Raw genomic sequence first — 12,960 nt, forward strand, 5'->3', positions numbered from 1 at the left:
TTATGCGATTCTTATACACGTGCAAACAGGCACATCAGAAAATATCAGAAAACCTAGACCGGCCGCTGAATTTCAGCGAACGCGCGCATCTGAAGCTGCACCTGTCGCTGTGCGATGCCTGTTCCCGGTTCCGGCAGCAAATGCAACTGTTACGCCATTCCATGCAGCAGATTTCCGATCTGCCCGCAGAAATGGATGAACAGACCCGGTCGGGGCCATCGACATGAGCCGCTGCCCACGCTGTCAGGCCGAGTTTTTGTGCGCAATGGCCGACCAGACAGGTAAGCCTTGCTGGTGCACGGCCTTGCCGCCGGTCGATTTTTCTTTATTACCGGAAGGAAAGCTGAATATGGATGCAAGTTGTTTTTGCCCGGCCTGTCTACCCGCATGGAAAGCCAGCCTAGAAGCCGGTCGCAACAAGCCGGAGTAATTTCGGTTACCATACGCGACCTGATAATCAGCCTTTCTGATAGGAAATCAGTATGCCGAATGATACCCCCGTCAATTACAAAGCCGTCCAGATTCCGGTTTCGCAGCGGATTCGTGAGCGGATACAGGCAAGTCATACCCGCTTTCACGCGAACGATAACATTTCCCGCTTCATTGAAGCCGGTGAACTCGACGAACTGCAGGCGGAAGTCGAGGAGAAGTTGCGGGCAGTGCTGCAAAGTCTGGTGATCGATACCGACAGCGACCACAATACCCAGGATACCGGACGGCGCGTCGCCAAGATGTTTATCAATGAAGTATTTGGCGGGCGCTACGTTCCGATGCCGCAGGTCACCGAATTTCCGAATGCCTCGCATCTCAATGAGCTGATGATCATCGGTCCGATCACGGTGCGCAGCGCCTGTTCCCATCATTTGTGCCCGATCATCGGTAAAGTCTGGATCGGCGTCATGCCAAACGAACATTCCAATCTGATCGGCTTGTCCAAATACGCCCGGATTGCCGAATGGATCATGAGCCGGCCGCAGATTCAGGAAGAAGCCGTGGTGCAGCTGGCAGATGCTTTACAGGAAAAAATGCAGCCGGACGGACTCGCGGTCGTCATGGAAGCGGACCATTTCTGCATGCACTGGCGCGGTGTCAAGGATACCGAGGCTAAAATGATCAACAGCGTGATGCATGGCTCCTTTCTGAAAGACCCGAACCTGCGCCGTGAATTTCTATCCCTGATTAAACGTTAACCTGAACAGGAAAACATCATGCTAGTCCGTTTGCTGTATGCCAGTCGCGTCTCCGATGGAAACATGTGCGATACCGTGCAATCCATCATGCAACAATCCCGCCAGCATAACCCGCTGCATGGCATCACCGGCGTGCTGTGCCATACCGATGCGGTTTTCATGCAGGTGCTCGAAGGGGGGCGCAAGGCGGTCAATACGCTGTACAGCCACATCCTGCGCGACCCGCGGCATACGGATGTGATCTTGCTGGATTACGAAGAAATCGGCGAACGCCGCTATGCCGGATGGACAATGGGGCAGGCAAACATGAATAAAATCAACCCGTCCATCCTGTTGAAATATTCACCGCTGCCGGAACTCAATCCCCATGAGATGCCGGGCAAAACCCTGCTCTCGCTGATTGATGAACTGATGGCCACAGCGTCGATTGTCGGCCGCACCTGAACCTGCTGATCAGGGCGGATCACCGCCCGTCACCGTCCTGTTATCCCGGTATTCAGTGCAGGCTGGCAAGCTCCGGCACAGGCGCATCAATCGCCGCGCAAACCGCCCGCAGCAGATCAATCGTCTCATGCAGAGCCTGACCTGCATCGGGAGTAGCAGCCGCAAACAATGCCTTGATCAGAAATGGCTTTGCCAGCGGCGCCAGCTGATTGCACTTCTGCAATGCAATCCGCACATCAAAGAAATCCATATCTGCCGTGTTCTGTAAATCGCCGGGCTGCAGCTGCAGCTCTGGCAATACCCCGGCCAGTCTCAGCCATGCGGCACCGACTTCATCCTGACGCGCAAAACTATGCGCCACCAGCGATCCCAACAGGCAGACTTCACTCCGCAGCTGCCCGATCTGACCGTAACGCACAGAAATCGCCCGGTCTGCCTGGGGGCCAAGGCGGCGCTCCAGGACGCTCTGGATCACAAACTCGGCCTGCGTCATCTGCTGGTCGGCCGCAATCAGTCTGGCACTCAGCGCCAGCAATTCTCCGCGCTGGGCGGGGGACAGTAATTTCAACGCAGGCATCGCAAGATCAAGCAAAGGCAGACGCGCACTGTTTTGCAATGCTTCCAGTTGCAGTAAAAGTTGTTCCGCCTGCGTCACACTGCCGGCTGCGGATTGCGCCAGCAATTGTTGCTGGACGCGGTATGCATCCGGATTGCTCCTGTCCATCAGCATTGCCAGGACCAGCGCAAACGCGGACTGCGGTGCGCGGGCAGCCTCCAGTAAAGTGCTGCTGTAAGGATTTTGCCGGGAGAGTGCAGCGCTCCCGGCCGGCACGTCGGCCATCGCAAGTCCTGCCGCGGCCATTTCCGGTAAAGCGGCAGAATGCGCACCAAAACCGGCAAGATCCCCTGCCGTGCCGGCAGCATTAAATGGTGCGGATGCAACGGCGGATGTAGCGGCTGATTCAGCCGCCATACCTTCCTGTTCATCGACCGGCTCCAGAAATGCCACGTTCTTGCCATAAACGCGTTGCAAACGCTCTTCCAGCGGCGGATGAGTCGCGAATAATCCGGACAGCAGATTCGGCCGTGCAGCCCCCAGAAACAGGTGCGAAAGCTGTTCTGCCCGTGGGTTATCAATACGGGAGCCACATGCATTCGTCCGGGTCAGACCGCCGATTTTCCTTAACGCCCCGCCAATCCCGTCCGGATTACGGGTGAACTGCACCGAGCTGGCATCGGCTAAAAATTCTCGCTGACGCGATACGGCAGACTTAATCAGGCGACCAAAAAAAATACCAACATAGCCCACCACAAACAACATGACGCCCAGCGCCAGCAAAACCAGCTGTATCGGCGGGCCTTTTTCATCACGGCTGCGCGAACTGCCAAGACGTGATCCCCAGTACATCAGCTCCTGCCCGAGTCCGGCGATCATCTGGATGCCGAACAGGATGCCGATCAGGCGGATATTCATGCGCATGTCACCGTTCAGGATATGACTGAATTCATGCCCCACCACCCCCTGCAGCTCATCCCGGTTCAGACGCATCAGCGTGCCTCTGGTCACCGCCACTACCGCTTCGTTCTGGTGATAGCCGGCGGCAAAGGCATTGATCGCATCTTCGTTATCCAGCACATAAACCCGTGGACAGGCGATGCCGGACGCCAGTGCCATTTCCTCCACAATATTCAGCAAACGCCGTTCATGGATGTCTTCGGAAGCCGGCAATACCAGCCGGCCGCCTGCCATTTGTGCCACGGCATCACCGCCGTCGCGCAACTGATAGATTTCAAACAGCGTACCGCCGCCGATCACTGCCAGCGTCAGCAATGACGACACCAGAAAAAATCCGGGCGGATATCCCTGCGCTAATTCAGCCCGGCTTCCCTGGCTCCAGTGCCATACAAAAGCGAGAGAAAAATCCACCGTGACGACAATCGCCACCACCGCCAGGAAAAACAGAAACAACAGCTTCCTGCTCTGCCTGTGCGCCTGATCCTGCTGTTCAAAAAAATTCATGGAAGCCGGATACCGTGATCAGTTGTTCAGAATGACACTTTGACGGCCTTGCGCTCTTCTGCCGATTCGGTCGCCTGCAACAGCTCTCCGGCCTTGAATCCGAAGGTATTGGCAATCATTGAGCCGGGAAACTGCTCAATACCGATGTTGTATTGCATCACGCTGTCGTTATAGGCCTGACGTGCAAACGCAATTTTGTTTTCAGTTGCCGTCAGTTCTTCTGTCAGCTGGATCATGTTCTGATTCGCTTTCAGGTCAGGATACGCCTCAGACAGCGCAAACAGACGGCCTAATGATGCATTGAGCGTGCCTTCCGCTGCAGCGAGCTGCTGCACCGACGCCGCATCCGCCTGAGCGCTGCCGGCATTGCTGTTCGCAGTCACTGCCTGATTGCGTGCCGAAATCACCGCTTCCAGCGTTTCCCGCTCGTGCTTCATATAACCTTTGGCCACTTCGACCAGATTCGGAATCAGGTCGTAACGCCGTTTCAGCTGCACATCAATCTGTGAAAATCCGTTCCGGAAGCGGTTACGCAAGCTGACCAGACGGTTATACACACCAATGACCCAGAACACGATCAATGCAATCACGACTAACAAAATTATCATGGCTATCATAGTTACTCCGGAAAAAAACCGGTGCGGCGCACCGGTGAATTGCATGCAGTGAATCAGTTATTGACCGGTGCTTTATCTGCCTTGTTCGGCTGCACCAGCATCGCTTTCAGATCTTCTTCGCTGATATATTCCAGCACTTTGACTACCTTGCGCACACCGCTGATGCCAGCGGCGACATCCGCAGCCTGCGCGCCTTCCCGCTGCGTCACGCGTCCCATCAGATAAACAACCCCGGCTTCCGTGGTGACCTTAAATGCGCTGGCATACAGATCCTTGGTATCAACAAACGTCGCTTTGACTTTGGTGGTGATGTAAGCATCGTTCGAGCGCGCGGTGAAATTCGATGCCCCGGCAATCTGAATTTCATTCATGACCGACACCACGCCTTCGATTGCCTTCACTTCGCGCTCTGCTGCGGCTCTGGTCTGCTCATCAGGGACTTCACCCGTCAGCAAGGCGCGACGGTTGAATGCATTGACGTTGACATGCGCGCCCTCTCCCAGCGCATTGGCCAGCCTGACCTCGCCTTTCACCATGATGGCCTTGTCTTCGGTCTGCGCGCCGAGAGTGCGGCGGTCGGTAGCGGCAAACGTACCGACCACGGCACTGCCGACTGCCAGTTCAACGCAGCCCTGCAGACTCAGCAAGGCTGTGCAGCACAGACCTGCCATCAGGCAACTGCGGATAATTTTTTTCTGACCTGCTTTAAACATCTGTATCACCTCCGAATAGTGCGGCATCAATCCCGTCGCACAGACAATGGATCGTCAGCAAATGCACTTCCTGAATCCGCGCGGTGCGGTCATGCGGAACACAGATATGCACATCGGCTTCCGTCAACAACTTCCCGATTTCACCACCGCCTTTCCCCGTCAGCGCAATCACCCGCATATCACGTTCTGCTGCGGCATTGATCGCATTGATCACGCTGGAGGAATTTCCCGATGTGGAAATCGCCAGCAAGATATCGCCCGACTGACCGAACGCCTGCACCTGCTTGGAAAACACTTCCTGAAAGCTGTAGTCGTTTGCCACGGCGGTCATGATCGAGCTGTCTGTCGTCAGCGCCATGGCAGGCAAAGGCAGGCGCTCGCGTTCAAACCGGCCAACCAGTTCGGCGGCAAAATGCTGACAGTCAGCTGCCGATCCGCCATTGCCGCAGGCAAGTATCTTGTTACCATTAGACAGCGCCAGGAACATGAGTTCCACCGCTTCTGCAATTGGTTGTGCCAGCGCTTCGGCCGCGCGCATTTTTAATTCGGCACTTTCGTGGAAGTGCGCCTGAATACGTTGATTTGTCATAGTGTGTCAGATTATATGGCAGGACTCAGCCTGTCATGACGTTTTGTAACCAGTGGATTGTACCTGCTTCAATCGCAATCACGTCAAAACGGCATGGCGGCTGGCGTTGCAGGGTCTGCAGAAAAACCTGCGCAGCGTGCAGCCACTTGCGCTGTTTGGCCGCAGTAATGCTCGCCAGTGCACCGCCAAACTGCATTGAAGCACGTGCCCTGACTTCGACAAACACCAGGGTATTGCCATCGCGCATGACCAGATCGATTTCCCCGCCCCGGCATAAAAAATTTTTCTGCACCAGCGTCAGCCCTGCCTGCTGCAAATATTCCAGCGCCTGCTGTTCAGCGGCATCACCGCGACGGCGCTGGCTGGTACGGCGATCAGGTGGTTCCGGGGGCTGCATCGGTTCATGTCGCATAGCGTACAATCTGGGTTTCCTTACATTGAGATCGCCAGGCATGAGCACCAGTGAATTCACCCTGTTAAACAACAGCGCTATCATGGATGCGGTGACCCGGCAGCATTATCCTGCAGGCACATTATATGTAGTCGCCACACCGATTGGAAATATCGCCGATATTTCACTACGGGCCCTGCATGTGCTGTCGCTGGCGGATGCGATCGCCTGCGAAGACACCCGCAACACTGCGCAATTACTCGGCCGCTACGGATTAAATAAACCGCTGATTGCAGCGCATCAGCACAATGAACGGGAAGCGGCCGAAAAAATCCGGACACGGCTGCAGGCCGGTGAACGTATTGCCCTGGTGTCCGATGCCGGCACACCCGGCATTTCCGATCCCGGAGCGCGCATCGTCGATCTGCTGCGCCAGTCCGGTATTCCGGTGACGCCGTTGCCCGGTGCCTCGGCGGCAATCAGCGCCTTGTCCGCCAGCGGTTTGCTGGATGATCATTTTTATTTCATCGGCTTTCTTCCCGCTAAAAACAGCCAGCGCGAAACTGCATTGCAGGGTCTGACACACATTCCGGCCACACTGATTTTCTACGAAGCGCCGCACCGCATTACTGACACTCTGAAAACCATGGCGGAGGTATTCGGTAACAGCCGTACCGTGGTGCTAGCGCGGGAAATCAGTAAATTATTCGAGGAAATTCACCGTTGCCCTTTGCAGGAAGCGCTGACCTGGGTTCAGGCAGATGCACACCGTGAAAAAGGGGAATACGTCATCCTGGTGGATGCTGCGCCGGAGCTGGCTGAAGATGACACCGAAGCCCGCAGGGTGCTCGGTATCTTGCTGGAAGCGTGTTCGGTCAAACAGGCAGCGGCACTGGCGGCGCAGCTGACGGGGATGAAAAAAAACACTCTGTACCAGCTGGCACTCAGCATGAGAGAAGAAAAAGAAGAAGACTGATCAGCGCTGCACAATCAGCGGGCGGCCGATACCAAGATCACCAGCCTGAGACAATGCCGACATCGCATCCGAACGGCTGCCAAACGGTCCGCTGACCAGCCGGTACAGGCTGCCCTGCTGAACGATATTGAGATCAGGCAGGCGGCTTTCGGCCCGGTTTTTCAGATAAGACAGGATGGATTCGGCATTCGACCGGATCGCATAAGCGCCGAACTGCAGATAATAATTGCCGGCGCTGACTGCCGCCGCGAGCGTTGACTGCGCCTGAGCCGCTGACGGAGCCGCTGCGCTGGCAGCAGTGTCCGGAGCCAGTGAGGTCGAAGCGGGTGCGGGAACTGATGCCGCTGTCGTATTTGCTTTTACTGCCGGTTGCGCCAGATACCCCTGCGAAGTCAGCAGCTCGTCGAATGTCATGCTGGCCTGCTCCGGACGTGGTGTCGTGCTGCTTGCCGGCGGTGCCTCCGCCCTGACTGCGACCACCACCGGAACACTGACCGGAGACTGATTCTGACGGTTTTCCGCCATGCGTTCTATATCTGCCGGCAACAGGCGCTCCACCTCAATCTGGCTGCTGCCTTTGCCCAGAATATCCAGTTTCAGCGCCGCGGTATAAGACAAATCGATGATGCGATTGGAATGGAATGGCCCGCGGTCATTAATACGGACGATGATCTGTTTGCCGTTCGTCAGGTTAGTGACCCTGGCATACGAAGGAATCGGCAAAGTCGGATGAGCGGCGGTAATCTTGTACATATCGTACAGTTCGCCGGAGGAGGTTTTCTGGCCATGAAATTTCTTGCCGTACCAGCTGGCGATTCCGCGCTGAACCAGCGGTGTGGTGTTGTCGGCAATCGGCGTATAGGTTTTACCGAACACCACATAAGGTTTATTGCCAGAACGGGAAAACGCTTCCTGCACCGGAATCGGATCAACTGTGAATTCCAGGCCTTCCGGCGGGTGATCGCCCGGACCGTCATCCTGGTAATAACCGCCTTTACCGGAACTGGCTTTCGGCAAAACAGGTGCGCCGGATACGGGTTTGCTGGCAGGTACGGTTCTGACCGTATCGGCAATGATGGTGGACGGCTGCTTCTGCACCGTACCGCAAGCCACCAGCAATGCCGCAGGCAGCGGCAGCAACAGCCATTTCAGAGATGCTGAATGTTTTTTGCTCATGTTTGCACCAGTTTACGATTCCGCTGCACACTCATCATGATGCCGGTTGCCATCCCCAGCGTCACCAGTGCCGTGCCGCCATAACTTAAAAATGGCAGCGGTACACCAACCACCGGCAAAATGCCGCTGACCATCCCCATATTCACGAAGGCATAGGTAAAGAATATCATGGTCACCGACCCTGCCATCAGGCGCGCAAACAAGGTGGGGGCGTTCGCGGCAATCATCAGGCAACGGATAATCAACAGGAAATATAGACTGACCAGCAGCAGATTACCAATAAATCCGAATTCTTCCGAAAATACGGCAAAGATAAAATCCGTGGTGCGCTCCGGAATAAACTCCAGATGCGCCTGCGTTCCCTTGAGCCAGCCCTTGCCATGCAGACCGCCGGAACCGACCGCGATCGTTGACTGAATGATGTGAAAACCTTTACCCAGCGGATCGCGGGTCGGGTCCAGCATGGTCAGCACCCGGTCGCGCTGATAATCATGCAGCATGTACGGCCAGATCAGCGTCGGCGTGACAATCGCGACAAAAGAAATCAGGGTCAGCAATACCCTCCACGACAAACCCGCCAGAAAAATCACCGTAAAACCGGCTGCCACCACCAGCAAAGCCGTTCCCAGATCCGGCTGTTTGGCGATCAGTCCGACCGGAATGGCGAGAATCACCGTCGCGATCACAAAATCCTTGACCCGCAAGGCGCCTTCCCGCTTCTGGAAATACCAGGCCAGCATCAGCGGCGTCGCAATTTTCATAATTTCAGACGGCTGAATCGGGGTACCGACATTCAGCCAGCGACGGGCACCTTTTTTCACCATGCCGAAAGCCGCCACCGCAATCAGCAGCGCCACGCCGAAACTGTAGATAGGGATCGCAAAACGCATCAGCGTCTGCGGCGGGATATTGGCAAAAATCCACATAATGACAAAAGACACCAGGATATTGCGCAGCTGGTCTTCGACACGTCCCGGAAAATCAATGCCTGCCGAATACAGCGTCACAATTCCCAGCGACAAAATCAGGAAAATCAGTATCGCCAGCGGTGCGTCAAACACCATGATGTGAGAGCGGATTGCACGCCAGTTGAACGATCGGTTTTGCATGATTAATCCTTATTCCCTTTGGTCTGCTCACCGGGCTTGGGACCGCCTTCTGAATCGGCATCGGCGCGGACTTCGGATTCAGCTTTGGTTGCCAGCACATCGCTTTTCGGTGCCGGGCTCTTATCCTTTTCGGCAGGTCGCTTGCCGAGCAAATAGTAATCTAGCGCTTTTCTGGCGATCGGTGCGGCGAACTCAGCACCGAAACCCACGTTTTCCACCACCAGCGCCAGCGCAATTTTCGGCTTGTCTGCCGGCGCAAAAGCGATATACAACGCGTTATCACGATGTTTTTCCAGGGTATGCTTGGCATCATATTTACCGCCATTCAGGCCGACCACCTGCGCGGTTCCGGTCTTGCCTCCAGAAGCATATTCGGCTCCGGCGAAAGCGCGCACACCGGTGCCGCCCGCCACCGAAGTCACACCCACCATCGCATTTTTGATGAAATCTATATTTTCCTGTTTCAGCGGAATACGGTAACTCTCTTTCGGCACCGTCAGCGTGCGGGCTCTGGTCTGCGGGTCTTCGGTCGATTTGACCAGATGCGGCTTCATCACGATGCCGTTATTCGCCAGTGTCGCCATGGCATGCGCCATCTGCAGCGGCGTGAAGGTGTTATAGCCTTGTCCGATACCCAGGGAAATGGTTTCACCGGCATACCATTTCTGCTGTGCCGCTTTTTTATACACGCTGCGTTTCCAGGCAGTGGAAGGCAGCACGCCCTGTTTCTCATGCTCCAGATCAATCCCGGTTTTTTGCCCAAAGCCAAACGGCTTCATAAAGTCATGGATCGCATCGACACCCAGATCGTTGGCCAGAATGTAGTAGTAAGGATCACAGGACACCACGATCGACTTGTACATATCAACCATGCCATGTCCGCCGGGTTTATCATCGTTAAAACGGTGACCGCCAAACATAAAGAAACCCTGATCGGCAATGGCCTGTTGCGGCGTGCGCTTGCCCAGCTCCAGCGCTGCCAGCGCCATGTAAGGTTTGTAGGTCGAGCCCGGCGGGTAGCTGCCGGACAAAGGACGGTTCAGCAGGGGGCGGTCTTCCGAAGTATTGAGTTCGGTCCAGCTTTGCTGGTCAATGCCCTCCACAAACAGATTCGGATCGTAGGTCGGCTTGGAGACAAACGCCAGCACGTCGCCGGTATCCGGCTCAATCGCCACCAGGGCGCCCCGGCGTTCGCCAAACGCTTCTTCAATCACTTTCTGCAATTCGATGTCGATGGACAGGATCAGGTTTTTACCGGAAGTCGGAGGCGTTCTCGACAATGTACGCACGGCACGGCCGCCGGCTGACACTTCCACCTCTTCAAACCCGGTATTGCCGTGCAATACTTTTTCGTAACTCTTTTCCAGTCCTTCCTTACCGATATAGTCAGTGCCGTTGTAATTGGCGGCGTCTTCCATGTCGTCAATCATTTCTGCGTCTTTCTGACTGATACGGCCGATATAGCCAATCACATGGGAAGCGATATCCCCTTGCGGATACTGGCGGAATAAGCGCGCCTGAATATCGACGCCGGGAAAACGGAAACGCTGCGCCGTAAAACGCGCCACTTCCTCATCGGTCAGGCGGGTACGGATCGGCAGGCTTTCAAAGCTCTTGGAGTCTTCCAGCAGCTTACGAAAACGCTTGCGGTGCTTGGGCTGAATATCCACCAGTTCGGCCAGCTGATCGATCAGCACATCCATATCCTGCGTAATTTTGGATGGTGTGATTTCGAGTGTGTAGGCAGAATAATTTCTCGCCAGAATCACACCATGACGATCCAGAATCAGGCCGCGGTTAGGCACCACGGGAACGATATCAATCCGGTTTTCATCTGCCAGCAGGACATAGTCATCATGTTTCACAATCTGCAGCCAGACGAAGCGGGAGACCAGCGCGAAAAAACAGGCGAACACAAAAATGCCGATGAAAATCAGCCGCATACGGAAAAAATATAATTCGCGTTCCGTGTTCTTCAGTTCATTCATGATGAGGTCAGTCGGTTCGGGCAGATATCACGACGCGCATAATACGTAAGAGTTTGCATGTCGGTTTGCTTCAGCAATTCAGATCGGACGGGTATGGTCTTTATCGATCGCCCGTTTTTGCGGCGCCAGTAAAACCACTGTCGCCACTGGCCATAGCAGAGTCGTCACCACACTCTCGGAAAAATACAGCCAGCCGGGAAAATGCGCGTCCGGCGCGACCAGCAGGCGCACCACGATCTGCAGACCCTGCACAAACAAAAACAGGGGAAATACATGCAGCGACTGCGTCAGCGGATGAAACCACAATACCCGGCGGTGAATGGTGATCGCAAAGTACGACAGCAGGGTATATGCCAGCGCATTCTCGCCCAGATGAATCGCATCATGCACGTCCATCAGTAATCCCATTGCAAAGGCAATACCGATGCCGACTTTGCGCGGCTGGTGGATACTCCAGAAAACAATCACCAGTGCCACAAAATCAGGCACGATCACAAAGCCACCCCAGGGCAGGAAATTGAGCAGGAACGCCACCGCAAAACTCAGCGCGATAAACAGCGGATTGACCGGTAGTAAGATGTAATGTGGCTGGTTCATTTCGCTGGCTCCTTCACCGCCGGACTTGGGCTGTCTTTTCCGGGCTCTTTGATACCCTGTTTTTGTTCGGCGTTGCTGCCTACTGCTTTCGGATCAGCAGGCGGTACGGCAGGCGGCTCCGCCGGTCTGACTTCAGCCGATGGCAATGCCGCATCACGGGTGACTTTCCGGTTGATCTTTTCTTTTTTAGCGCGGATGTCTTCGGTATCAGGACGCGGCAGATTGGCCGTCGAAACCTGCAGGATCAGCACCTGACGGTTTTTATCGATACCGGCAGCGGGAACGCAGAGAATATTTTCAAATGTGGTGGTGGCTTTGTTTTCCACCTGCACGACTTTCGCAACCGCCAGCCCCGGCGGATAAATGCCGTCAATTCCCGACGTCACCAGCTGATCGCCAGCCTGCACATCGGCATTGCTGGTCATGCGCATGTCCAGATAAGCGGACTGGCCCCGTCCATACGCCACACTGCGCAGGCCATTGCGCAAAATCTGCACCGGAATCGCCTGACTCTTATCGGTCAGCAAAGTCACTTCCGCGGTCAGCGGAAACACCCGCGTGACCTGGCCTGTCACACCAAAATCGTCAATCACCGGCTGTCCTTGGACGATGCCGTCTTTCAGTCCGCGGTCAACGATGACTTTCCGCGTTGAAGGATCGCGTGCATCGTAAATAATTTCTGCCAGCACCGACTTCACCGGCAAGCGTTCGCGGGCATTCAGCAGATTGCGCAGATGGGTATTTTCCGACTGCAGCTGTCCGGTCTGCTGCAACAAGTTGGCGTTTTGCGTCTGCTGCCGCTTTAAGCGGATATTTTCTTTTTCCAGATCGGACAAGGCCACAAAATAGTGCGACGCCTGCCGGACTGCATCCCCAGGCATCACGGCCAGCATCTGCACCGGATACAACACGGTTCCCAGTACCTGACGCACCAAAGTCAGCGATTTCAGGCGGGCATCCACAACCAGCAGGAAGATCGCCAGAATAGTGAAAAAGATCGCCCTGGCACGTGCTGAAGCGCCTTGCTTGAAGAGTGGTGGCGGACTGTAATCCATATCAATTTATCGTCAGAAACGGCTGCTGATCCGTCATCAGGACAGCTCGCCCGGTCGCCCGAAAAGCAAAAAGCCGACAGCAGCCGGCTCTCCAA

Annotated in this window: 15 protein-coding genes; 5 read left to right on the forward strand and 10 right to left on the reverse strand. The window is 55.4% G+C overall.

Features of this window, described 5'->3' with window-relative positions; translation table 11 throughout:
* Positions 1–2: 2 nt before the first annotated feature.
* The 4 genes from H8K27_RS11560 to H8K27_RS11575 are packed head-to-tail and all read left to right on the forward strand — an operon-like array spanning position 3 to position 1,634.
* The gene (locus tag H8K27_RS11560) at positions 3–227 is read left to right on the forward strand and encodes a zf-HC2 domain-containing protein (RefSeq protein WP_186863329.1); all 225 of its coding nucleotides are present in this window, start codon (positions 3–5) and stop codon (positions 225–227) included.
* Positions 224–430 (forward strand): cysteine-rich CWC family protein, encoded by a 207-nt coding sequence (locus H8K27_RS11565; protein WP_186863330.1) that lies wholly within the window; start codon positions 224–226, stop codon positions 428–430. The genes H8K27_RS11560 and H8K27_RS11565 overlap by 4 nt, the downstream gene beginning before the upstream one ends.
* A 52-nt stretch (positions 431–482) precedes the next feature.
* Positions 483–1,190: a GTP cyclohydrolase I gene (folE, locus tag H8K27_RS11570; RefSeq protein ID WP_186863331.1), complete on the forward strand. Its 708-nt coding sequence runs from the start codon at positions 483–485 to the stop codon at positions 1,188–1,190.
* 18 nt (positions 1,191–1,208) lie between these two features.
* Entirely contained in the window at positions 1,209–1,634 is a 426-nt protein-coding gene (locus H8K27_RS11575; protein ID WP_186863332.1) for a BLUF domain-containing protein, read from the forward strand.
* A 52-nt stretch (positions 1,635–1,686) separates the two neighbouring features.
* Here the strand turns inward: H8K27_RS11575 and H8K27_RS11580 are convergent, their stop codons facing one another.
* From H8K27_RS11580 to H8K27_RS11600, 5 genes are read right to left on the reverse strand one after another with little or no spacing between them, the layout of a single operon-like run.
* Complete coding sequence (locus H8K27_RS11580; RefSeq protein WP_186863333.1) at positions 1,687–3,654, reverse strand: M48 family metallopeptidase; 1,968 nt, start codon at positions 3,652–3,654, stop codon at positions 1,687–1,689.
* A gap of 26 nt (positions 3,655–3,680) precedes the next feature.
* A complete protein-coding gene (locus H8K27_RS11585; protein WP_186863334.1) occupies positions 3,681–4,271 on the reverse strand; it encodes a LemA family protein in 591 nt (196 codons plus the stop codon).
* Between the two features lie 53 nt (positions 4,272–4,324).
* Positions 4,325–4,984 carry a BON domain-containing protein gene (locus H8K27_RS11590; protein ID WP_408058444.1) on the reverse strand — a complete coding sequence of 220 codons (660 nt, stop codon included), beginning with the start codon at positions 4,982–4,984 and terminating at the stop codon, positions 4,325–4,327.
* Positions 4,977–5,573 carry a phosphoheptose isomerase gene (locus tag H8K27_RS11595; RefSeq protein WP_186863335.1) on the reverse strand — a complete coding sequence of 199 codons (597 nt, stop codon included), beginning with the start codon at positions 5,571–5,573 and terminating at the stop codon, positions 4,977–4,979. The genes H8K27_RS11590 and H8K27_RS11595 overlap by 8 nt, the downstream gene beginning before the upstream one ends.
* Positions 5,574–5,598: 25 nt before the next feature.
* Positions 5,599–5,985 (reverse strand): YraN family protein, encoded by a 387-nt coding sequence (locus H8K27_RS11600; RefSeq protein WP_230419212.1) that lies wholly within the window; start codon positions 5,983–5,985, stop codon positions 5,599–5,601.
* Positions 5,986–6,025: 40 nt separating this feature from the next.
* Between H8K27_RS11600 and rsmI the strand changes: the two genes are divergently transcribed.
* Complete coding sequence (rsmI, locus tag H8K27_RS11605; RefSeq protein WP_186863336.1) at positions 6,026–6,940, forward strand: 16S rRNA (cytidine(1402)-2'-O)-methyltransferase; 915 nt, start codon at positions 6,026–6,028, stop codon at positions 6,938–6,940.
* On the opposite strand, the gene H8K27_RS11610 is transcribed toward rsmI, so the two are convergent.
* The 5 genes from H8K27_RS11610 to mreC all read right to left on the reverse strand — a co-directional run bounded on the left by H8K27_RS11610 (position 6,941) and on the right by mreC (position 12,865).
* The gene (locus H8K27_RS11610) at positions 6,941–8,116 is read right to left on the reverse strand and encodes a septal ring lytic transglycosylase RlpA family protein (RefSeq protein ID WP_186863337.1); all 1,176 of its coding nucleotides are present in this window, start codon (positions 8,114–8,116) and stop codon (positions 6,941–6,943) included.
* The gene (gene rodA, locus H8K27_RS11615) at positions 8,113–9,225 is read right to left on the reverse strand and encodes a rod shape-determining protein RodA (protein ID WP_186863338.1); all 1,113 of its coding nucleotides are present in this window, start codon (positions 9,223–9,225) and stop codon (positions 8,113–8,115) included. The genes H8K27_RS11610 and rodA overlap by 4 nt, the downstream gene beginning before the upstream one ends.
* 2 nt (positions 9,226–9,227) lie before the next feature.
* Positions 9,228–11,213: a penicillin-binding protein 2 gene (mrdA, locus tag H8K27_RS11620; RefSeq protein WP_186863339.1), complete on the reverse strand. Its 1,986-nt coding sequence runs from the start codon at positions 11,211–11,213 to the stop codon at positions 9,228–9,230.
* Positions 11,214–11,291: 78 nt separating this feature from the next.
* Positions 11,292–11,810, reverse strand: coding sequence for a rod shape-determining protein MreD (gene mreD / locus H8K27_RS11625; RefSeq protein WP_186863340.1), 519 nt, complete (start codon positions 11,808–11,810; stop codon positions 11,292–11,294).
* Positions 11,807–12,865, reverse strand: a complete 1,059-nt coding sequence (gene mreC, locus H8K27_RS11630) for a rod shape-determining protein MreC (protein ID WP_186863341.1) — start codon at positions 12,863–12,865, stop codon at positions 11,807–11,809. The genes mreD and mreC overlap by 4 nt, the downstream gene beginning before the upstream one ends.
* Positions 12,866–12,960: the final 95 nt, after the last annotated feature.

The sequence above is a fragment of the Cognatundibacterium griseum genome (genome assembly GCF_014284195.1).
GTDB lineage: Bacteria > Pseudomonadota > Gammaproteobacteria > Burkholderiales > Burkholderiaceae_D > Undibacterium > Undibacterium griseum.